Here is a 20,707-nt window from a genome sequence, read left to right on the forward strand (position 1 = left end):
GTTGCATTTGTTTAAGAAACATACGATCTCTTTGCTCATTTTATTTTTACTTGCGTCTGCTGTTTTAGCAAAACCAATTGAAGCGCATGCTGTGTCGCCTGTGAATCCTAATGCACAGCAGACAACAAAAGCAGTGATGAACTGGCTTGCGCACCTGCCGAACCGAACGGAAAACAGAGTCCTTTCCGGAGCGTTCGGAGGTTACAGTCATGACACATTTTCTATGGCTGAGGCTGATAGAATCCGAAGCGCCACCGGGCAATCGCCTGCTATTTACGGCTGCGATTATGCCAGAGGATGGCTTGAAACAGCAAATATTGAAGATTCAAGCTGCAACAGCGATTTAATGTCGTATTGGAAAAATGGTGGAATCCCTCAAATCAGCTTGCACCTGGCGAATCCTGCTTTTCAGTCAGGGCATTTTAAAACACCGATTACAAACGATCAGTATAAAAAAATACTAGATTCTTCAACAGCAGAAGGGAAGCGGCTGAATGCCATGCTCAGCAAAATTGCTGACGGACTTCAAGAGCTGGAGAACCAAGGTGTGCCTGTTTTGTTCAGGCCGCTGCATGAAATGAACGGTGAATGGTTTTGGTGGGGACTTACATCATATAACCAAAAGGATAATGAAAGAATCTCTCTATATAAACAGCTCTACAAGAAAATCTATCATTATATGACCGACACAAGAGGACTTGATCATTTGCTTTGGGTTTACTCTCCCGACGCCAACCGAGATTTTAAAACTGATTTTTACCCGGGCGCGTCTTACGTGGATATTGTCGGATTAGATGCGTATTTTCAAGATGCCTACTCGATCAATGGATATGATCAGCTAACAGCGCTTAATAAACCATTTGCTTTTACAGAAGTCGGCCCGCAAACAGCAAACGGCAGCTTCGATTACAGCCTATTTATCAATGCAATAAAACAAAGATATCCTAAAACCATTTACTTTCTGGCATGGAATGATGAATGGAGCCCAGCAGTAAACAAGGGTGCTTCAGCTTTATATCATGACAGCTGGACACTCAACAAGGGAGAAATATGGAATGGTGATTCTTTAACGCCAATCGTTGAGTGAATCCGTAATGTCACAATTAAGAAGGTGCTCAAGAAGTTTCTTGAGCACCTTCCCACTGGATTAAGCATTCATATCGCCTAACCCAGGACTGTGTTCATTTGGTATTTCAGGAAGCACTGGTACGGGAAAGCCTGCCGGAGGATCTATTACTTGTAACTCTCCGCCATTTCGGCTTGGAGATTTCCCTTGATAGATTTCACTGATTCTCGTTTCATCCAACCTAAAGTTAAACTGTGCATTATGGTAGCCTAATTCGACATACTTTCTGCACTCAGGATATTTATTAATGTCATAATTCGGCACAGGGAGCAGCTTCGCCCATTCAACGCCCAATGTCTCGAGCGCTTTCGCGAATGCATTCTGGTGAGCATTGTCGCGTACAATCAGAAAAGCAAGTGTTTCGCGGAACGTCTGATTAGAGCTCATTTCATAAATTCTTGTTTTTTGCAGCACACCTGTCGACTCAAGAAGCAGGTTATCCAGCAGGTCAGTAATTAAGTTTCCGTGGTTATACACCCACGACCCGTTCCACGGATTGCCCCCTGCATCAACAGGAAGGGAACTTTGCGCTCCAATAATATAATGATGAGGATTAGCATGTTTAACCGCTTCATCAAGTGGCGCTTGATCTGTACCTTGACTGCCGACACCTTCACCGCCTGATTCATCTAATAAAGCATTGATTGTGTTTTGAACCAGTTCAACGTGGGCAATCTCCTCTAAAAAAATGCCGCGAAGCAGATCGCGGTACTGTTTCTGCTTTCCTCTGAAATTAGAGCTTTGGAAAAAAAACTGCATCATTGTACGCATTTCTCCGTAATGACCGCCTAATATCTCCTGCAGGACCTTAGCAGCTGCCGGGTCTGGCTTGTCCGGTTTAATGATATTAATCAGTTCCTCTTTGTAGTAATACATAACACGCCTCATTTCTTCTTAAGAGATTTTCTTATATTATTTGTAAGATGAGATAAAATATATACACGATAAGCATGGGAAGGCGTGAAAGAAGAAAATAAAAAAATACAGGAAAAGTGTTGACCAAATAAAACAGGCATGGTATATTATTAAACGTCGCTGATGAACAGCGTGAAACTAAACGGAAAACAAAAAAGTTTTTTCTAAGGTGTTTACAAGATTATAAAAATGTGTATAATAAGAAAAGTCGAATTGAAAAAGATTCGAAAAACATTTTTAAAAAAATTCTTGACTTCAACATCAAATGATAGTATGATAGTTAAGTCGCTTGATAAGCGCCCGTAGCTCAATTGGATAGAGCGTTTGACTACGGATCAAAAGGTTAGGGGTTCGACTCCTCTCGGGCGCGCCATATAAGATACCACGCGGGTGTAGTTTAGTGGTAAAACCTCAGCCTTCCAAGCTGATGTCGTGAGTTCGATTCTCATCACCCGCTCCATTATTGAATGATCTTTGAAAACTAAACAAGACAAAACGTACCTGTTAATTCAGTTTTTAAAAATCGCACAGCGATGTGCGTAGTCAGTCAAACTACTTTATCGGAGAGTTTGATCCTGGCTCAGGACGAACGCTGGCGGCGTGCCTAATACATGCAAGTCGAGCGGACAGATGGGAGCTTGCTCCCTGATGTTAGCGGCGGACGGGTGAGTAACACGTGGGTAACCTGCCTGTAAGACTGGGATAACTCCGGGAAACCGGGGCTAATACCGGATGGTTGTTTGAACCGCATGGTTCAAACATAAAAGGTGGCTTCGGCTACCACTTACAGATGGACCCGCGGCGCATTAGCTAGTTGGTGAGGTAATGGCTCACCAAGGCAACGATGCGTAGCCGACCTGAGAGGGTGATCGGCCACACTGGGACTGAGACACGGCCCAGACTCCTACGGGAGGCAGCAGTAGGGAATCTTCCGCAATGGACGAAAGTCTGACGGAGCAACGCCGCGTGAGTGATGAAGGTTTTCGGATCGTAAAGCTCTGTTGTTAGGGAAGAACAAGTACCGTTCGAATAGGGCGGTACCTTGACGGTACCTAACCAGAAAGCCACGGCTAACTACGTGCCAGCAGCCGCGGTAATACGTAGGTGGCAAGCGTTGTCCGGAATTATTGGGCGTAAAGGGCTCGCAGGCGGTTTCTTAAGTCTGATGTGAAAGCCCCCGGCTCAACCGGGGAGGGTCATTGGAAACTGGGGAACTTGAGTGCAGAAGAGGAGAGTGGAATTCCACGTGTAGCGGTGAAATGCGTAGAGATGTGGAGGAACACCAGTGGCGAAGGCGACTCTCTGGTCTGTAACTGACGCTGAGGAGCGAAAGCGTGGGGAGCGAACAGGATTAGATACCCTGGTAGTCCACGCCGTAAACGATGAGTGCTAAGTGTTAGGGGGTTTCCGCCCCTTAGTGCTGCAGCTAACGCATTAAGCACTCCGCCTGGGGAGTACGGTCGCAAGACTGAAACTCAAAGGAATTGACGGGGGCCCGCACAAGCGGTGGAGCATGTGGTTTAATTCGAAGCAACGCGAAGAACCTTACCAGGTCTTGACATCCTCTGACAATCCTAGAGATAGGACGTCCCCTTCGGGGGCAGAGTGACAGGTGGTGCATGGTTGTCGTCAGCTCGTGTCGTGAGATGTTGGGTTAAGTCCCGCAACGAGCGCAACCCTTGATCTTAGTTGCCAGCATTCAGTTGGGCACTCTAAGGTGACTGCCGGTGACAAACCGGAGGAAGGTGGGGATGACGTCAAATCATCATGCCCCTTATGACCTGGGCTACACACGTGCTACAATGGACAGAACAAAGGGCAGCGAAACCGCGAGGTTAAGCCAATCCCACAAATCTGTTCTCAGTTCGGATCGCAGTCTGCAACTCGACTGCGTGAAGCTGGAATCGCTAGTAATCGCGGATCAGCATGCCGCGGTGAATACGTTCCCGGGCCTTGTACACACCGCCCGTCACACCACGAGAGTTTGTAACACCCGAAGTCGGTGAGGTAACCTTTTAGGAGCCAGCCGCCGAAGGTGGGACAGATGATTGGGGTGAAGTCGTAACAAGGTAGCCGTATCGGAAGGTGCGGCTGGATCACCTCCTTTCTAAGGATATTATACGGAATATAAGACCTTGGGTCTTATAAACAGAACGTTCCCTGTCTTGTTTAGTTTTGAAGGATCATTCCTTCGAAACGTGTTCTTTGAAAACTAGATAACAGTAGACATCACATTCAATTAGTAATACAAGATATCACATAGTGATTCTTTTTAACGGTTAAGTTAGAAAGGGCGCACGGTGGATGCCTTGGCACTAGGAGCCGATGAAGGACGGGACGAACACCGATATGCTTCGGGGAGCTGTAAGCAAGCTTTGATCCGGAGATTTCCGAATGGGGAAACCCACCACTCGTAATGGAGTGGTATCCATATCTGAATTCATAGGATATGAGAAGGCAGACCCGGGGAACTGAAACATCTAAGTACCCGGAGGAAGAGAAAGCAAATGCGATTCCCTGAGTAGCGGCGAGCGAAACGGGATTAGCCCAAACCAAGAGGCTTGCCTCTTGGGGTTGTAGGACACTCTGTACGGAGTTACAAAAGAACGAGGTAGACGAAGAGGTCTGGAAAGGCCCGCCATAGGAGGTAACAGCCCTGTAGTCAAAACTTCGTTCTCTCCTGAGTGGATCCTGAGTACGGCGGAACACGTGAAATTCCGTCGGAATCCGGGAGGACCATCTCCCAAGGCTAAATACTCCCTAGTGACCGATAGTGAACCAGTACCGTGAGGGAAAGGTGAAAAGCACCCCGGAAGGGGAGTGAAAGAGATCCTGAAACCGTGTGCCTACAAGTAGTCAGAGCCCGTTAACGGGTGATGGCGTGCCTTTTGTAGAATGAACCGGCGAGTTACGATCCCGTGCAAGGTTAAGCAGAAGATGCGGAGCCGCAGCGAAAGCGAGTCTGAATAGGGCGCATGAGTACGTGGTCGTAGACCCGAAACCAGGTGATCTACCCATGTCCAGGGTGAAGTTCAGGTAACACTGAATGGAGGCCCGAACCCACGCACGTTGAAAAGTGCGGGGATGAGGTGTGGGTAGGGGTGAAATGCCAATCGAACCTGGAGATAGCTGGTTCTCTCCGAAATAGCTTTAGGGCTAGCCTCAAGGTAAGAGTCTTGGAGGTAGAGCACTGATTGGACTAGGGGCCCCTACCGGGTTACCGAATTCAGTCAAACTCCGAATGCCAATGACTTATCCTTGGGAGTCAGACTGCGAGTGATAAGATCCGTAGTCGAAAGGGAAACAGCCCAGACCGCCAGCTAAGGTCCCAAAGTATACGTTAAGTGGAAAAGGATGTGGAGTTGCTTAGACAACCAGGATGTTGGCTTAGAAGCAGCCACCATTTAAAGAGTGCGTAATAGCTCACTGGTCGAGTGACTCTGCGCCGAAAATGTACCGGGGCTAAACGTATCACCGAAGCTGCGGACTGTTCTTCGAACAGTGGTAGGAGAGCGTTCTAAGGGCTGTGAAGCCAGACCGGAAGGACTGGTGGAGCGCTTAGAAGTGAGAATGCCGGTATGAGTAGCGAAAGAGGGGTGAGAATCCCCTCCACCGAATGCCTAAGGTTTCCTGAGGAAGGCTCGTCCGCTCAGGGTTAGTCGGGACCTAAGCCGAGGCCGAAAGGCGTAGGCGATGGACAACAGGTTGATATTCCTGTACCACCTCCTCACCATTTGAGCAATGGGGGGACGCAGGAGGATAGGGTAAGCGCGGTATTGGATATCCGCGTCCAAGCAGTTAGGCTGGGAAATAGGCAAATCCGTTTCCCATAAGGCTGAGCTGTGATGGCGAGCGAAATATAGTAGCGAAGTTCCTGATTCCACACTGCCAAGAAAAGCCTCTAGCGAGGTGAGAGGTGCCCGTACCGCAAACCGACACAGGTAGGCGAGGAGAGAATCCTAAGGTGATCGAGAGAACTCTCGTTAAGGAACTCGGCAAAATGACCCCGTAACTTCGGGAGAAGGGGTGCTCTGTTAGGGTGCAAGCCCGAGAGAGCCGCAGTGAATAGGCCCAGGCGACTGTTTAGCAAAAACACAGGTCTCTGCGAAGCCGTAAGGCGAAGTATAGGGGCTGACGCCTGCCCGGTGCTGGAAGGTTAAGAGGAGCGCTTAGCGTAAGCGAAGGTGCGAATTGAAGCCCCAGTAAACGGCGGCCGTAACTATAACGGTCCTAAGGTAGCGAAATTCCTTGTCGGGTAAGTTCCGACCCGCACGAAAGGCGCAACGATCTGGGCACTGTCTCAACGAGAGACTCGGTGAAATTATAGTACCTGTGAAGATGCAGGTTACCCGCGACAGGACGGAAAGACCCCGTGGAGCTTTACTGCAGCCTGATATTGAATGTTGGTACAGCTTGTACAGGATAGGTAGGAGCCTTGGAAACCGGAGCGCCAGCTTCGGTGGAGGCATCGGTGGGATACTACCCTGGCTGTATTGACCTTCTAACCCGCCGCCCTTATCGGGCGGGGAGACAGTGTCAGGTGGGCAGTTTGACTGGGGCGGTCGCCTCCTAAAAGGTAACGGAGGCGCCCAAAGGTTCCCTCAGAATGGTTGGAAATCATTCGCAGAGTGTAAAGGCACAAGGGAGCTTGACTGCGAGACCTACAAGTCGAGCAGGGACGAAAGTCGGGCTTAGTGATCCGGTGGTTCCGCATGGAAGGGCCATCGCTCAACGGATAAAAGCTACCCCGGGGATAACAGGCTTATCTCCCCCAAGAGTCCACATCGACGGGGAGGTTTGGCACCTCGATGTCGGCTCATCGCATCCTGGGGCTGTAGTCGGTCCCAAGGGTTGGGCTGTTCGCCCATTAAAGCGGTACGCGAGCTGGGTTCAGAACGTCGTGAGACAGTTCGGTCCCTATCCGTCGCGGGCGCAGGAAATTTGAGAGGAGCTGTCCTTAGTACGAGAGGACCGGGATGGACGCACCGCTGGTGTACCAGTTGTTCTGCCAAGGGCATCGCTGGGTAGCTATGTGCGGACGGGATAAGTGCTGAAAGCATCTAAGCATGAAGCCCCCCTCAAGATGAGATTTCCCATTCCGCAAGGAAGTAAGATCCCTGAAAGATGATCAGGTTGATAGGTCTGAGGTGGAAGTGTGGCGACACATGGAGCTGACAGATACTAATCGATCGAGGACTTAACCATATTTTTGAATGATGTCACATCTGTTATCTAGTTTTGAGAGAACACTCTCAATTTGTTTGGTGGCGATAGCGAAGAGGTCACACCCGTTCCCATACCGAACACGGAAGTTAAGCTCTTCAGCGCCGATGGTAGTCGGGGGTTTCCCCCTGTGAGAGTAGGACGCCGCCAAGCATTACTTTTATCATCGCGGGGTGGAGCAGTTCGGTAGCTCGTCGGGCTCATAACCCGAAGGTCGCAGGTTCAAATCCTGCCCCCGCAACCAAATATATGGTTAAATAAGGAGTGCCCTAAGGGTGCAACCAAAATAATCCTATACAAATATGGTCCGGTAGTTCAGTTGGTTAGAATGCCTGCCTGTCACGCAGGAGGTCGCGGGTTCGAGTCCCGTCCGGACCGCCATTAATGTAAACGAAACGATCATGTTTTCGTTTTTTTTGTGTTTTCTTTTACTGTATCTTCTGCTTGGTGTCATAGCCAAGCTTTCTTTATATCGGGAACATCTTGGATATTCCAGCAAAATTCGATAAACTAGGAAGAGCACAAATAGGCATAAGCAGGGTTGAAAGGAGGTTTTGGTTCATGGATGAATTTGATTTGATACATAGCATTACTCCGCGGACCATTCACCATTCTTCCGTTGATGTAGGAATAGGTGATGATGCAGCGCTCTACACTGCGAAACACGGCGTTCAGGAAATTGTTTGTGTTGATACTATGGTAGAAGACGTGCACTTCAAATTACACTATTCCTCACCTGAAGATATCGGGTACAAGGCGTTAGCCGTTAATATAAGTGATATTGCCGCGATGGGAGGCATTCCTAAGTTTTATCTGGTATCACTTGCGGTACCTTCAAAATGGACTGAATCTGAAATCAAGGCGATGTATGAAGGAATGAATGAACTGGCGAAACTATATCATATGGATCTGATTGGCGGCGATACAGTTTCTACCGCTGACAAATTAGTCGTTACAGTCACTGTAATCGGTGAAATTGAAAAGGGACAGGCCTGTTTGCGGAGCTTGGCAAAACCGAATGATATTGTGTTTGTAACCGGTGAAATCGGTTCTTCTGCAGCAGGGCTTTCTTTATTGCTGGAAGAGACTAATCCTCAAAACTCATCTGTGGAAATAGATTACTTTATCCACAGGCATAAACGGCCTGAGCCAAGAGTAAGTGTCGGCAGATTATGCTCGAGTTTTAAGCGGGCAGCTTTAAATGATGTTAGTGACGGATTGGCTAGTGAACTGAACGAGATTGCAGAAGCCAGCTGTGTTTCAATTGAAATTGATGAAAGCATGCTTCCAATTCATTCTGATTTGCCTAAGCTTCATCCTAACTGGAAAGAATGGGCTTTGTTTGGCGGTGAGGATTTTGAGCTGACAGGGACGGTTTCAAAAGAGGAGTGGGAAGTGTTGAAGCAACAGTGCGCAGCACGTCAACTTCCCATTACAAAGATTGGCCATGTCAGGGAAAAAACAAAATCTAAAGTGATCCTAAAAACAGATCAAACATCAATGATCTTAGAGAAAAAGGGATATAATCATTTTAAATAAGACGGGTGACTCGTGTGAAGCAATTAAAATGGAGAACTGTAAATTCAGAAGAAACAAAAGCAATTGCCAAGCTGACGGCATCGTTTGCTAAACCGGGAGACGTCCTGACATTAGAGGGCGATTTAGGTGCAGGAAAAACGACTTTTACGAAAGGTTTTGCAGAAGGGCTGGGAATTACACGTGTTGTAAACAGTCCGACTTTTACAATTATAAAAGAATATAACGATGGCTTACTTCCTCTTTATCATATGGATGTGTATAGAATGGAAGATGAAAGTGAAGATTTGGGACTTGATGAATATTTTCACGGACAAGGTGTCTGTCTCGTTGAATGGGCTCATTTAATTGAAGAACAGCTGCCGCAGGAGCGACTGCAAATTGTCATCAAAAGAGCTGGTGATGATGAGCGGGAAATTACCTTTACTGCTGTCGGGAATCGGTATGAAATGCTTTGTGAGGAGTTAAGTAGACATGACAATATTAGCAATTGATACATCAAATTATACATTGGGCATTGCGCTGCTTCGAGAAGACACCGTTATAGCAGAATACATTACATACTTGAAAAAGAACCACTCTGTAAGAGCGATGCCTGCTGTTCATTCATTGCTGAATGATTGTGATATGGCACCGCAGGACCTTTCTAAAATTGTCGTTGCAAAAGGCCCTGGTTCATACACAGGAGTAAGAATAGGTGTGACGTTGGCCAAAACACTTGCCTGGTCTTTAGACATTCCAATAAGTGCTGTATCAAGTCTTGAGACGCTTGCGGCAAATGGTCGGCATTTTGACGGTCTGATCAGCCCAATCTTTGATGCTAGACGGGGACAGGTGTACACAGGTCTGTATCAATATAAAAATGGGCTTTTAGAGCAAGTTGTTCCAGATCAAAATGTGATGCTGGCAGATTGGCTGGAGATGCTAAAAGAAAAGGACCGCCCTGTTTTGTTTTTAGGCCATGATACTTCTCTTCACAAGCAGATGATCGAGGATATGCTTGGAACAAAAGGGTTCATTGGAACTGCCGCCCAGCATAACCCGCGTCCTTCAGAATTGGCTTTTCTCGGGAAGGAAAAGGAAGCAGCTGATGTTCATGGGCTTGTCCCGGATTACTTGCGGCTGGCAGAAGCTGAAGCGAAATGGATTGAAAGTCAAAAGTAGGGTGATAGGATGAAAACAAAAGCAGCGGTCAGAAATATGCGGCTTGAAGATATAGATCACGTATACGAAATCGAAGCATCCTCCTTTACGTCTCCTTGGACGAAGGATTCGTTTTATCATGAGCTGCTGGAAAATCCGTATGCTCATTATCTCGTGATTGAAAAGGACGGCCATCTTGCTGGGTATTGCGGGATTTGGATTGTGATGGACGATGCCCAAATTACAAATATAGCGATAAAACCAGAGTATCGCGGCCAGTCTTTAGGAGAAACGCTTTTTCGCTCAGCTGTTGAACTGTGCAAAGAAAAAGACGCAAGGCGGCTTTCGCTTGAAGTGAGGGTTTCGAATCATCCTGCTCAAGGCTTATATAAGAAATTCGGGATGCAGCCCGGCGGAATAAGAAAGAACTATTATACTGATAACGGGGAAGATGCGTTAATTATGTGGGTGACGATAAATGAGTGAGCAAAAAGACATGTACGTATTAGGAATTGAAACAAGCTGTGATGAGACTGCTGCAGCTATTGTGAAAAACGGGAAAGAGATCATTTCAAACGTAGTAGCCTCTCAAATTGAAAGCCATAAGCGCTTCGGAGGCGTTGTTCCGGAAATTGCTTCAAGACATCATGTTGAACAAATCACTTTGGTTATAGAAGAGGCGTTTCGCAAAGCTGGCATGACGTATAGTGATATTGATGCGATTGCAGTAACAGAAGGTCCGGGACTGGTGGGAGCGCTTCTTATCGGAGTGAATGCCGCTAAAGCATTGAGCTTTGCACATAACATTCCGTTAGTAGGCGTTCATCATATAGCCGGTCATATATACGCGAACCGTCTTGTAGAAGACATCGTGTTCCCGGCACTGGCATTGGTCGTTTCAGGAGGCCATACAGAACTGGTTTATATGAAGGAACATGGATCATTTGAAGTCATTGGGGAAACCCTTGATGATGCGGCAGGAGAAGCCTACGACAAAGTGGCGCGGACGATGGGATTGCCATATCCGGGTGGACCGCAAATTGACAAGCTAGCTGAAAAAGGGAATGACAATATTCCGCTTCCTCGCGCATGGCTTGAAGAAGGCTCTTACAACTTCAGCTTTAGCGGATTGAAGTCTGCGGTGATCAATACGCTTCATAATGCATCCCAAAAAGGGCAAGAGATTGCTCCGGAAGATTTGTCTGCCAGTTTCCAAAATAGTGTGATCGATGTCTTGGTAACCAAAACGGCGCGCGCGGCAAAGGAATATGATGTCAAACAGGTCCTTTTAGCCGGAGGAGTAGCTGCAAACAGAGGCCTCAGAGCTGCATTAGAAAAGGAATTTGCCCAGCATGAAGGGATTACGCTTGTCATTCCTCCATTAGCTTTATGCACGGATAATGCTGCGATGATTGCTGCTGCTGGTACAATTGCTTTTGAAAAAGGAATTCGCGGTGCATATGATATGAATGGCCAGCCCGGCCTTGAATTGGCTTCTTATCAAAGTCTCACGAGATAATAGCGTGAGACTTTTTATATGTTTGTTATTAACAGACAATTCGCAATTTATCCACATATCTGTGAGTAATTATAGAGATATTGATGGATAAAGGGCTGAGGTCACTGTTAATAAAGTGGATAAATTCAGAATATTTTGTGGATAGTGTGTATAAAGCGCTTACTTTGTTTATTTATTAGGGGATGTTCTGTGGATAAAAAGCACCTCTAAAAAGAGGTGCTTGACTTTTTTAATCTTCTTCTGTGGATAGTTCTTCCCATTCGGCCAAAAGAGATTCCAGCTCCTGATTAAGCTTCTCATTGTCTGCATGGATAGCTTGTACTTTTTCATGATCCTGATAGACTTCAGGGTCACATAGCAATTCATCATTGCGGCTAATGTTCTCTTCAATGGTTTGAACAGTGGTTTCAATTTCTTCAATCCGACGGAGTCGTTGGCGCTCTTTCTTTTTCCATTCTTTTTCTTCCTCGTAGGAACGTTTGGAGTCAGACTTCACTGTAGCTGGCGTTTTATCAGTTTCCTCTTGCTGATTCATTTTCTCCAATTCAAGCTGCTCTGTTTTTTTCTCTGTATAATAATCGTAATCTCCCAGATACTCCTCTATATGGCTTGAAGAAAGCTCCAATACTCTTGTGGCGATTCTGTTAATAAAATATCTGTCATGTGAGACAAATAACAGTGTGCCTGGATAATCAATCAGCGCGTTTTCGAGAACTTCTTTGCTGTCTAAATCCAGATGGTTCGTCGGTTCATCAAGGATGAGAAAGTTGGCTTTTTGAAGCATCAGCTTAGCTAGAGCCAATCTTGCTTTTTCGCCTCCGCTCAGTGAATGAACTGGTTTCAGCACATCATCTCCGGAGAATAAGAAATTTCCGAGACACGTTCTGATTTCTTTTTCTGGGAGCCCGGGGTACTCGTCCCACAGCTCATCAAGGACACGTTTAGAGGAAGTCAACTCAGCCTGTTCCTGATCATAATAGCCGACACTGACATTTGAGCCGTATGAGATCGTTCCTTGATCTGGTTTTAGGGTGTCTATTAATGTTTTCAGCAATGTCGATTTACCAATTCCGTTAGGGCCGACAAGCGCTGCGCTTTCTCCTCTTGTGAGCATGAATGACACTTCTGTTAAAAGCGGCGGCTGGTTTTCATAGCTGATTGTGAGATCCTGAACACGAAGGACTTCATTTCCGCTCTGTTTTGTAATATCAAAATGAAAGCTTGCGGATTTTTCATCGCCAAGCGGTTTTGACATGACTTCCATTCGCTCAAGCTGCTTTCTGCGGCTTTGCGCTCTTTTGGTGGTAGAGGCTCTCGCCAGATTTCGATCTACGAAGTCCTGCAGCTTTGCAATCTCGTCTTGCTGCTTTTCATACATTTTAAGATCTTTTTCATACTGCGCGGCTTTTTGGTCGAGATAAGCGCTGTAGTTGCCGTGATACTTTTTGCTTTCTGCTCTTGATACCTCGTATACCTTGTTTACTACTTTGTCCAAAAAGTAGCGGTCATGCGAAACGATGAGAATGGCGCCTGAATAGCCTTGTAAATAATGCTCAAGCCAGGTAAGCGTATCAATATCCAGATGGTTTGTCGGCTCATCGAGAATGAGCAAATCAGGCTGTGTTAACAGAAGCTTACCTAAAGCCAGTCTTGTTTTCTGGCCTCCGCTGAGGCTTTGAACCTGTGTAGAATCGTCAAAATGGCTGAAGCCGAGACCATGCAGCACAGATCTGACATCCGCTTCATATTGATAGCCGCCTTTATCTTTGAATTCCTGCTGAAGGCGGTCGTAGGTTTTCATGATGCTTTCTAATTCACCCGGGTCAGCTGCCGCCATTTTTTCTTCCATAGCCCGCATTTCCTTTTCCATTGCTTTTAAGTGGTCAAAAACAGTCAGCAGCTCTTCTTTTATGGTAAGCTTAGAATCCAAGCCAGTATGCTGGGCGAGATATCCCATTGTAATATCTTTCGGTTTAATAATTTCGCCCTTTTCATACGAAAGCTGGCCTGCGATAATTTTAAGGAGCGTGGATTTTCCGGCGCCATTTCTTCCTACAATGGCGATGCGATCACGATTTCTGACTTCCAGCTTTATATTGTTTAAAATAGTATCAGCACCAAACGATTTGGACAGCTGATTAACTTGTAAGATCATCATATTATTTCACCTCTGCTATAATAAGTTAAGTGTAGCTTATGAACCAGAAGTCAGCAAACAATACATTGGCCATATAAGACATAGAGAAGAAAATAGTGTATGATCTGTTTAAGGAGCGTTTTAATATGAATGGATTTTCTCATTTTAATGAACAGGGCAGAGCCCAGATGGTGGATATCAGCGAAAAATCTTCGACTGTCCGTACTGCGGCGGCTGTTTCAAGCGTACACATGAAGAATGAAGTGTACGAGAAAATACAGAGTCACGATATCGGCAAAGGAGATGTACTGGCTGTCGCACAGGTGGCAGGCATTATGGCCGCAAAGCAAACGTCGAATATCATTCCGATGTGCCATCCGCTTTCATTGAGCGGGGTAGATATATCGTTTGACTGGAAAATAAAAGAAGCAGAAGTTATACTTCATATAAAAGCACAGGTCAAAACGAAAGGGAGTACAGGTGTGGAAATGGAAGCGCTCACTTCTGCATCGGTGTGCGCTCTTACCGTTTACGATATGTGCAAGGCTCTTGATAAGGGGATGGTCATCGGCCCTACTTTCTTGCTGGAGAAGACAGGCGGGAAAAACGGTGACTTTAAAAGAGAACTATCCGAGTATAATTTGGAGGACCAAAAATGAATAAGGATCAATCAAAAATTCCGCAGGCGACGGCGAAACGGCTGCCGCTTTACTATCGCTTTTTAAAGAATCTGCATGCGTCAGGAAAACAGCGTGTATCATCCGCTGAACTCAGTGATGCCGTAAAGGTTGATTCTGCCACGATTCGGAGGGATTTTTCCTATTTTGGAGCTCTTGGCAAAAAAGGATACGGATATAATGTGGATTATTTGCTGTCTTTTTTCCGAAAAACGCTTGATCAGGATGAGATGACAGACGTCATCTTGATTGGTGTCGGGAACTTGGGAACGGCATTTCTTCACTATAATTTCACAAAAAATAATAACACAAAAATTTCTATGGCTTTTGATATAAATGAGAGTAAAATAGGAACTGAGGTAGGCGGTGTGCCCGTCTATAACCTTGATGACCTTGAACAACACGTAAAAGATGAATCAGTTGCCATTCTTACAGTGCCAGCAGTTGCCGCTCAATCCATTACAGACAGATTGGTCGCATTAGGAATCAAGGGAATCCTTAATTTTACGCCGGCCCGTTTGAATGTGCCGGAACACATTCGAATTCATCATATAGATTTAGCAGTTGAGCTTCAGTCACTGGTTTATTTTTTGAAGCATTATTCAGTTTTAGAGGAAATCGAATAAGGGAAAGGAGGAGCCCAAATATGCCGATCGGTCCTGGAAGCCTTGCTGTTATCGCAATCGTTGCTCTGATTATCTTCGGTCCCAAAAAGCTGCCTGAATTGGGGAAAGCAGCGGGAGACACACTTCGTGAATTCAAAAACGCTACAAAAGGATTAACGAGTGATGAAGAGGAAAAAAAGAAAGAAGATCAGTAAGTTAGGATGACACGAATGAAAGTGAATCAAATGTCGCTGCTGGAGCATATTGCTGAGCTTCGAAAACGGTTGCTGATTGTAGCGCTGGCGTTTGTCGTTTTCTTTATTGCTGGATTTTTTTTAGCGAAGCCGATTATTGTGTATCTGCAAGAAACAGATGAAGCGAAGCAGCTTACGCTTAACGCGTTTAACCTGACAGACCCGCTTTATGTGTTTATGCAGTTTGCGTTTATCATCGGCATAGTCCTGACCTCGCCGGTTATTCTTTATCAGCTTTGGGCTTTTGTGAGCCCGGGTCTCTATGAGAAAGAGCGCAAAGTAACGCTCAGCTACATTCCGATCTCTATTTTGCTGTTTTTAGCGGGCTTATCTTTTTCATATTATATTTTATTTCCTTTTGTTGTTGATTTTATGAAGCGGATTTCTCAGGACTTGAATGTCAATCAGGTAATCGGAATTAATGAATATTTTCATTTTCTTCTGCAGCTGACGATTCCGTTTGGACTGCTGTTCCAAATGCCGGTCATCCTCATGTTTTTGACCAGGCTCGGAATTGTGACACCGATGTTCTTGGCGAAAATCAGAAAGTATGCGTATTTTACACTGCTGGTGATCGCAGCCCTGATTACACCGCCTGAGCTTTTGTCCCATATGATGGTCACAGTCCCGCTTTTGATTTTATATGAAATCAGTATCCTTATATCGAAGGCTGCTTATCGGAAAGCACAGAAAAGCAGTGTAGCCGATCAGGACGTGTCTTCGGGGCAATAATAAAAAATCCATTTCTCATGCGAGAAATGGATTCAGCGTGTTGACAAACCCCCGCATTCGTTGTCAAGTCTGTGCGTTGGTGCTCACGAATGAAACATTCGCTCCGCTCCAATGCTCGCCTTTCCTAGACTTCAAGGGTTTTCAATCACGCTGAAAATGACAAAATCCTAAAACGAAAGCCGTTTTAGGATTTAATTTGAATCCATTTCTCATTCAGAAATGGATTTTCTTTATTTCTGGTTCTTTTTGATTTTAAATGAAAAGGCGAACATCTTAAAAGAAATGCTGATGTTGTAAGCGGCGAACACCATCAGCAGGATGGAGTAAAATGACCACATGCTGCCTGGCGAGCTTGCGGCAAGATAAGTAAAGATGCACCCTACGGCAAAGTAGATCATTCCCCAAACTACCGGGTTTCTCATAAAAATAATCCTCCAATAATCAATTGCATTTGTGTGCTCTGTTGTTCAAGGTAATTCCGAACAGGCTCAAGCTGCATGATGACGACGAATGTATTCATCATTAAATGGGCGAAAATCGGCACCCATATCCGTTTTGTTCTGGCATATAAAAAGGCAAAGGTAAAGCCCATTGCTGTATATAGAAGAAGATGCTTCAAATCAGCGTGAACAATACCGAAAATAACCGAGCTGATCAGTCCTGCGAAAAAGAAATTCGTTTTTTCGTACAGCGCGCCGAAAATGATTTTTCTGAAGATGATTTCTTCTAATATAGGTCCGACGATGGAAGAAACGATAATCATGAGCGGGACTGCCTGAATGACATCCAGAATCGCTTGTGTATTTTCTGATTCTCTTCCGATGCCAAAAACATAATATTCAATAGAGCCTGCTATTCCTTGAGAGAAAAGGGCAATGAAAAAACCGGCTATCGCCCAAAGGATAGAAAGTCCGATTGAGTCCTTCTGTCCGTTTCGCAGCGTTTCTTTCGGAACGGTTCTCAGAATGAGCAGAACAACAACGAGACAGGCGATAAAGCTGATAACGGACCATAATCCTTGTGCATGCAGCATATTTTCATCTGTAGGCTGTCCTCCGGCATAACCGAATTTAAATAACAAGGGAATCGCGATTAATGCGGAAAACTGCATGATGATATATGTCAAAATAATAAACCAATACTGTTTTCTCAAATGGTATGTACTCCTTTGTTAAGTGGGTTTCGTTCATCTACAGCTATTGTAACATAATCGGTACGGGGGTGAAAAAAGCTAACGGAAAAGGGAGCGGAAAAGAATGATGTAAGCGTGAAAAATTTTTTATCTTATCACTTGAAATTGGAAGGGAGATTCTTTATTATAAGAATTGTGTTAGCACTCTTTAGTGCTGAGTGCTAAAATTACATATTCATACTATTGAGGAGGTTATTACATTGTTAAAGCCATTAGGTGATCGCGTTGTCATTGAACTCGTAGAATCTGAAGAAAAAACTGCCAGCGGAATTGTGTTGCCGGATTCTGCAAAAGAAAAACCGCAAGAAGGCAAAATCGTGGCAGCTGGTTCAGGTCGCGTGTTAGAAAGCGGAGAGCGCGTTGCTTTAGAAGTAAAAGAGGGCGACCGCATTATCTTCTCAAAATACGCAGGTACTGAAGTGAAATACGAAGGTACTGAATACTTAATCTTACGTGAAAGCGACATTTTAGCTGTTATCGGCTAATTCTTAAATAAACAATATTTAAAACATTTGAGGAGGTCTTGTAAACATGGCAAAAGAAATTAAGTTTAGTGAAGAAGCTCGCCGCGCAATGCTTCGCGGTGTCGATGCACTTGCTGATGCTGTTAAAGTAACTTTAGGACCAAAAGGACGCAACGTGGTTCTAGAGAAAAAATTCGGTTCTCCGTTAATCACAAATGACGGTGTAACAATCGCTAAAGAAATCGAGCTTGAAGATGCGTTTGAAAACATGGGTGCGAAGCTTGTAGCTGAAGTAGCCAGCAAAACAAACGACGTTGCCGGTGACGGTACAACAACTGCGACAGTTCTTGCACAAGCAATGATCCGTGAAGGCCTTAAAAACGTAACAGCAGGCGCTAACCCTGTAGGCGTGCGTAAAGGTATGGAACAAGCTGTAGCTGTTGCAATCGAAAACTTAAAAGAAATTTCTAAGCCAATCGAAGGCAAAGAGTCTATCGCTCAGGTTGCTGCGATCTCTGCTGCTGATGAGGAAGTCGGAAGCCTTATCGCTGAAGCAATGGAGCGCGTAGGAAACGACGGCGTTATCACAATCGAAGAGTCTAAAGGCTTCACAACTGAGCTTGAAGTTGTTGAAGGTATGCAATTCGACCGCGGATATGCGTCTCCTTACATGGTAACTGACTCTGATAAGATGGAAGCGGTTCTTGACAATCCTTACATCTTAATCACAGACAAAAAAATCACAAACATCCAAGAAATCCTTCCTGTGCTTGAGCAGGTTGTTCAGCAAGGCAAACCATTGCTTCTGATCGCTGAGGATGTTGAAGGCGAAGCGCTTGCAACGCTTGTTGTGAACAAACTTCGCGGCACATTCAACGCAGTTGCTGTTAAAGCTCCTGGCTTCGGTGACCGCCGTAAAGCAATGCTTGAAGACATCGCTGTCCTTACTGGCGGAGAAGTCATCACAGAAGATCTTGGCCTTGACCTGAAATCTACTCAAATCGCTCAATTGGGACGCGCTTCTAAAGTTGTCGTTACTAAAGAAAACACAACAATCGTTGAAGGCGCTGGCGAAACAGACAAAATTTCTGCCCGCGTGACTCAAATCCGCGCTCAAGTGGAAGAAACAACTTCTGAATTCGACAGAGAAAAATTACAAGAGCGTCTTGCTAAACTTGCTGGCGGCGTAGCTGTCATCAAAGTGGGAGCTGCGACTGAAACTGAGCTGAAAGAGCGTAAACTTCGCATCGAAGACGCCTTGAACTCAACTCGGGCAGCTGTTGAAGAAGGCATCGTATCCGGTGGTGGTACAGCGCTTGTAAACGTATATAACAAAGTCGCTGCAGTTGAAGCTGAAGGCGATGCTCAAACAGGTATCAACATCGTGCTTCGCGCGCTTGAAGAGCCAATCCGTCAAATCGCACACAACGCTGGTCTTGAAGGATCTGTCATCGTTGAGCGCCTCAAAAACGAAGAAATCGGCGTAGGCTTCAACGCTGCAACTGGCGAATGGGTAAACATGATCGAAAAAGGTATCGTTGACCCAACAAAAGTTACACGCTCAGCTCTTCAAAACGCTGCGTCTGTAGCTGCAATGTTCTTAACAACTGAAGCCGTTGTCGCTGACAAGCCAGAAGAAAACGCTGGCGGCGGAATGCCTGACATGGGCGGCATGGGCGGTATGGGTGGTATGATGTAATTTAGCCTTAAAAACCCTTATATATCAAGGATTTAAAGGTGAAAACATCATTATAGGTGCCGAAAAGGTGCCCGAACCAATCCGAGAATAAAAATTAGAGGCTTCTCATTAGTTGAGCAAACTTTTGAGAAGCTTCTTTTTTTCTGTCTTTTGTAATGTGTAAATAAACTTGTGTTGTAGTTTCATCTTCTGTATGACTAAGTCGATCCATAATTTGAAGTAATTCAACACCAGCTTCAGCTAACAAAGAAGTATGCGTATGTCTTAATGAATGAGGTGTTAACCGTTTGTTAATAGAAGTTGTTTTCTTTAACAAGCTTTCCATCCGATTTTCTATTGTCTTAATAAAATGTGGATAACCGTAATATGGAGCATTAAGCCTTCCAAAAACAAAATCTTTATCATAATATTCACTGCCGATTTGTAATTTAATTTCTTTTTGTTTTAATCTATGTTTTTGTAATGCACTGATAACTTCATCTTCAACATCGATCTTACGAATGGACCCTTTGGTTTTAGGAGGAAGTAATTTATAGTCCTTTGTATTGTTTTTAGGATTATAGTAAGTCTTAGTTATATTTATTGTATTCTCTTCAAAGTCAATATCCTTCCACTTTAAGGCTAACAACTCACCAGCTCTAAGACCTGTCCAAGCCAAATTAAAAAGATAACATAGTTATTTCACCTTGTGTTTTGGCTGTGTCTAAGAATGCCTTTAACTCATGCTTTTCTAAATACTTATCTTCCACTTTCTGATTTTCAATATCCTCAACTGTCTTTTTATCTTTTGGAATGAAAGCATACTCTGTTGGATCAGCTAATAATAGGTCTTGTTCCATTGCTCTTTTAAATATCATCCTTGCTGTTCCATGTATACCAGAACTGGTATTATGAGCAAGCTGTTCTTTCTTCTTCATATCATTTAATGCATTTTGATACATTCTTTTTGTAATATCTTTGATCTTGTACTTAGTAAAATAATGATTTAAATGCCCTATTTCATGGTTTCTAACACGGATAGTACTAATCTTTACATCTGTATCACTATAGAAATCAAGCCATTCTCCTGCCATTTCTTCAAAAGTTACATTTGTATCTTCAAATTTTTTACCACTTGTTTTACGCTCGAATTCTTTAAGAGCATCCTTGGCGTCTTTTTGTTTAATAAATCCTTTTAACCAATCCGGGCTTTTATAAAGCAGAGGTCATTTCTTTAGATGAAGTTTATAAATATTTAGCTTCCTATGGTGGGGTATATAAGAGCTTTATAGGACATGAGTCAACAGCTTTATTTCTACAAGAATTATTAGGAATTAAGATTGAGTTCAATCGAACACGTTTTAAACAAAGAAAGTATCAATAGGCGATCTGCTTTAAGTTATATGAGCGTTTTCAAGAAAATAAAGTGCTGACAAATGAAGAGTTAGAGAATGCTAACTATCGATTCTATTTACTGACTAGGTTAGCTTAAAGGGGGAAGTTGTG

18 protein-coding genes, 4 tRNA genes, 3 rRNA genes and 1 pseudogene are annotated in these 20,707 nt (G+C 44.6%); 20 read left to right on the top strand and 6 right to left on the bottom strand.

Annotated features, from left to right (window positions below; translation table 11 throughout):
- The first annotated feature begins 7 nt into the window (after positions 1–7).
- Positions 8–1,087, top strand: a complete 1,080-nt coding sequence (gene gmuG, locus ACFVP7_RS03240) for a mannan endo-1,4-beta-mannosidase (protein ID WP_396582967.1) — start codon at positions 8–10, stop codon at positions 1,085–1,087.
- 60 nt (positions 1,088–1,147) lie between these two features.
- Here the strand turns inward: gmuG and ACFVP7_RS03245 are convergent, their stop codons facing one another.
- A complete protein-coding gene (locus ACFVP7_RS03245; RefSeq protein ID WP_024573398.1) occupies positions 1,148–2,002 on the bottom strand; it encodes a manganese catalase family protein in 855 nt (284 codons plus the stop codon).
- Positions 2,003–2,337: 335 nt separating this feature from the next.
- Here ACFVP7_RS03245 and ACFVP7_RS03250 point away from each other — a divergent pair.
- The 12 genes from ACFVP7_RS03250 to tsaD all read left to right on the top strand — a co-directional run bounded on the left by ACFVP7_RS03250 (position 2,338) and on the right by tsaD (position 11,462).
- Positions 2,338–2,414: transfer RNA gene (locus ACFVP7_RS03250), tRNA-Arg, on the top strand.
- 13 nt (positions 2,415–2,427) lie between these two features.
- Positions 2,428–2,501 (top strand) — tRNA-Gly (locus ACFVP7_RS03255).
- 97 nt (positions 2,502–2,598) lie between these two features.
- Positions 2,599–4,148, top strand: a 16S ribosomal RNA gene (locus tag ACFVP7_RS03260).
- A 170-nt stretch (positions 4,149–4,318) separates the two neighbouring features.
- Positions 4,319–7,246, top strand: a 23S ribosomal RNA gene (locus ACFVP7_RS03265).
- A gap of 55 nt (positions 7,247–7,301) precedes the next feature.
- Positions 7,302–7,417, top strand: a 5S ribosomal RNA gene (gene rrf / locus ACFVP7_RS03270).
- Together the 16S, 23S and 5S rRNA genes with 4 tRNA genes alongside form the textbook arrangement of a ribosomal RNA operon.
- A gap of 14 nt (positions 7,418–7,431) precedes the next feature.
- A tRNA-Met gene (locus tag ACFVP7_RS03275) sits at positions 7,432–7,508 on the top strand.
- Positions 7,509–7,568: 60 nt separating this feature from the next.
- A tRNA-Asp gene (locus tag ACFVP7_RS03280) sits at positions 7,569–7,645 on the top strand.
- A gap of 180 nt (positions 7,646–7,825) precedes the next feature.
- Positions 7,826–8,803 (top strand): thiamine-phosphate kinase, encoded by a 978-nt coding sequence (gene thiL, locus ACFVP7_RS03285; protein WP_375060356.1) that lies wholly within the window; start codon positions 7,826–7,828, stop codon positions 8,801–8,803.
- 14 nt (positions 8,804–8,817) lie between these two features.
- Positions 8,818–9,294: a tRNA (adenosine(37)-N6)-threonylcarbamoyltransferase complex ATPase subunit type 1 TsaE gene (gene tsaE, locus ACFVP7_RS03290; RefSeq protein ID WP_080528991.1), complete on the top strand. Its 477-nt coding sequence runs from the start codon at positions 8,818–8,820 to the stop codon at positions 9,292–9,294.
- The gene (gene tsaB, locus ACFVP7_RS03295) at positions 9,275–9,964 is read left to right on the top strand and encodes a tRNA (adenosine(37)-N6)-threonylcarbamoyltransferase complex dimerization subunit type 1 TsaB (RefSeq protein WP_375060357.1); all 690 of its coding nucleotides are present in this window, start codon (positions 9,275–9,277) and stop codon (positions 9,962–9,964) included. Before tsaE ends, tsaB begins: the two co-directional genes overlap by 20 nt.
- A 9-nt stretch (positions 9,965–9,973) precedes the next feature.
- Positions 9,974–10,429 (top strand): ribosomal protein S18-alanine N-acetyltransferase, encoded by a 456-nt coding sequence (gene rimI / locus ACFVP7_RS03300; protein ID WP_003243019.1) that lies wholly within the window; start codon positions 9,974–9,976, stop codon positions 10,427–10,429.
- Positions 10,422–11,462: a tRNA (adenosine(37)-N6)-threonylcarbamoyltransferase complex transferase subunit TsaD gene (tsaD, locus tag ACFVP7_RS03305; RefSeq protein WP_029317384.1), complete on the top strand. Its 1,041-nt coding sequence runs from the start codon at positions 10,422–10,424 to the stop codon at positions 11,460–11,462. The genes rimI and tsaD overlap by 8 nt, the downstream gene beginning before the upstream one ends.
- 229 nt (positions 11,463–11,691) lie before the next feature.
- Here the strand turns inward: tsaD and ACFVP7_RS03310 are convergent, their stop codons facing one another.
- Entirely contained in the window at positions 11,692–13,620 is a 1,929-nt protein-coding gene (locus ACFVP7_RS03310) for an ABC-F family ATP-binding cassette domain-containing protein (protein ID WP_396582968.1), read from the bottom strand.
- A gap of 125 nt (positions 13,621–13,745) precedes the next feature.
- Here ACFVP7_RS03310 and moaC point away from each other — a divergent pair, with 125 nt between their 5' ends.
- The 4 genes from moaC to tatC are packed head-to-tail and all read left to right on the top strand — an operon-like array spanning position 13,746 to position 15,867.
- A complete protein-coding gene (moaC, locus tag ACFVP7_RS03315) occupies positions 13,746–14,258 on the top strand; it encodes a cyclic pyranopterin monophosphate synthase MoaC (RefSeq protein WP_003243499.1) in 513 nt (170 codons plus the stop codon).
- Positions 14,255–14,902, top strand: a complete 648-nt coding sequence (locus ACFVP7_RS03320) for a redox-sensing transcriptional repressor Rex (protein WP_003234073.1) — start codon at positions 14,255–14,257, stop codon at positions 14,900–14,902. Before moaC ends, ACFVP7_RS03320 begins: the two co-directional genes overlap by 4 nt.
- Positions 14,903–14,922: 20 nt before the next feature.
- Positions 14,923–15,096: a sec-independent protein translocase protein TatAY gene (gene tatAY, locus ACFVP7_RS03325; RefSeq protein ID WP_003234072.1), complete on the top strand. Its 174-nt coding sequence runs from the start codon at positions 14,923–14,925 to the stop codon at positions 15,094–15,096.
- A gap of 6 nt (positions 15,097–15,102) precedes the next feature.
- Positions 15,103–15,867 carry a twin-arginine translocase subunit TatC gene (gene tatC / locus ACFVP7_RS03330; protein WP_215798151.1) on the top strand — a complete coding sequence of 255 codons (765 nt, stop codon included), beginning with the start codon at positions 15,103–15,105 and terminating at the stop codon, positions 15,865–15,867.
- A 230-nt stretch (positions 15,868–16,097) separates the two neighbouring features.
- Here tatC and ACFVP7_RS03335 read toward each other — a convergent pair whose 3' ends face one another.
- Together ACFVP7_RS03335 and ACFVP7_RS03340 are read right to left on the bottom strand one after the other, a co-directional pair.
- Complete coding sequence (locus ACFVP7_RS03335; protein ID WP_003225680.1) at positions 16,098–16,289, bottom strand: YdiK family protein; 192 nt, start codon at positions 16,287–16,289, stop codon at positions 16,098–16,100.
- Positions 16,286–17,020: a CPBP family intramembrane glutamic endopeptidase gene (locus tag ACFVP7_RS03340; protein ID WP_003234069.1), complete on the bottom strand. Its 735-nt coding sequence runs from the start codon at positions 17,018–17,020 to the stop codon at positions 16,286–16,288. The genes ACFVP7_RS03335 and ACFVP7_RS03340 overlap by 4 nt, the downstream gene beginning before the upstream one ends.
- 239 nt (positions 17,021–17,259) lie before the next feature.
- On the opposite strand from ACFVP7_RS03340, the gene groES reads away from it, so the two are divergent.
- Both groES and groL read left to right on the top strand, forming a co-directional pair.
- The gene (gene groES / locus ACFVP7_RS03345) at positions 17,260–17,544 is read left to right on the top strand and encodes a co-chaperone GroES (protein ID WP_003155970.1); all 285 of its coding nucleotides are present in this window, start codon (positions 17,260–17,262) and stop codon (positions 17,542–17,544) included.
- A gap of 46 nt (positions 17,545–17,590) precedes the next feature.
- Positions 17,591–19,222 carry a chaperonin GroEL gene (groL, locus tag ACFVP7_RS03350; RefSeq protein WP_003234067.1) on the top strand — a complete coding sequence of 544 codons (1,632 nt, stop codon included), beginning with the start codon at positions 17,591–17,593 and terminating at the stop codon, positions 19,220–19,222.
- Between the two features lie 94 nt (positions 19,223–19,316).
- Here the strand turns inward: groL and ACFVP7_RS03355 are convergent, their stop codons facing one another.
- Together ACFVP7_RS03355 and ACFVP7_RS03360 are read right to left on the bottom strand one after the other, a co-directional pair.
- Positions 19,317–19,880: a site-specific integrase gene (locus ACFVP7_RS03355; RefSeq protein ID WP_396582969.1), complete on the bottom strand. Its 564-nt coding sequence runs from the start codon at positions 19,878–19,880 to the stop codon at positions 19,317–19,319.
- A gap of 1 nt (position 19,881) precedes the next feature.
- On the bottom strand, positions 19,882–20,295 hold the full coding sequence (locus ACFVP7_RS03360) for a phage integrase SAM-like domain-containing protein (protein WP_396582970.1): 414 nt from the start codon (positions 20,293–20,295) through the stop codon (positions 19,882–19,884).
- A gap of 95 nt (positions 20,296–20,390) precedes the next feature.
- Here ACFVP7_RS03360 and ACFVP7_RS03365 point away from each other — a divergent pair.
- Positions 20,391–20,693: pseudogene (locus tag ACFVP7_RS03365) on the top strand (STIV orfB116 family protein).
- Positions 20,694–20,707 lie beyond the last annotated feature (14 nt).

Origin of the sequence: Bacillus sp. SG20033 (assembly GCF_044570195.1) — a bacterium.
Classification (GTDB): Bacteria; Bacillota; Bacilli; order Bacillales; family Bacillaceae; genus Bacillus; species Bacillus subtilis.

Coding starts and splice junctions, on each gene's coding strand:
- ACFVP7_RS03245 (WP_024573398.1), bottom strand. CDS start 2,002: ATGTATTACTACAAAGAGGAACTGATTAATATCATTAAACCGGACAAG.
- thiL (WP_375060356.1), top strand. CDS start 7,826: ATGGATGAATTTGATTTGATACATAGCATTACTCCGCGGACCATTCAC.
- tsaB (WP_375060357.1), top strand. CDS start 9,275: ATGACAATATTAGCAATTGATACATCAAATTATACATTGGGCATTGCG.
- rimI (WP_003243019.1), top strand. CDS start 9,974: ATGAAAACAAAAGCAGCGGTCAGAAATATGCGGCTTGAAGATATAGAT.
- tsaD (WP_029317384.1), top strand. CDS start 10,422: ATGAGTGAGCAAAAAGACATGTACGTATTAGGAATTGAAACAAGCTGT.
- ACFVP7_RS03310 (WP_396582968.1), bottom strand. CDS start 13,620: ATGATGATCTTACAAGTTAATCAGCTGTCCAAATCGTTTGGTGCTGAT.
- moaC (WP_003243499.1), top strand. CDS start 13,746: ATGAATGGATTTTCTCATTTTAATGAACAGGGCAGAGCCCAGATGGTG.
- ACFVP7_RS03320 (WP_003234073.1), top strand. CDS start 14,255: ATGAATAAGGATCAATCAAAAATTCCGCAGGCGACGGCGAAACGGCTG.
- tatAY (WP_003234072.1), top strand. CDS start 14,923: ATGCCGATCGGTCCTGGAAGCCTTGCTGTTATCGCAATCGTTGCTCTG.
- tatC (WP_215798151.1), top strand. CDS start 15,103: ATGACACGAATGAAAGTGAATCAAATGTCGCTGCTGGAGCATATTGCT.
- ACFVP7_RS03335 (WP_003225680.1), bottom strand. CDS start 16,289: ATGAGAAACCCGGTAGTTTGGGGAATGATCTACTTTGCCGTAGGGTGC.
- groL (WP_003234067.1), top strand. CDS start 17,591: ATGGCAAAAGAAATTAAGTTTAGTGAAGAAGCTCGCCGCGCAATGCTT.
- ACFVP7_RS03360 (WP_396582970.1), bottom strand. CDS start 20,295: ATGGCAGGAGAATGGCTTGATTTCTATAGTGATACAGATGTAAAGATT.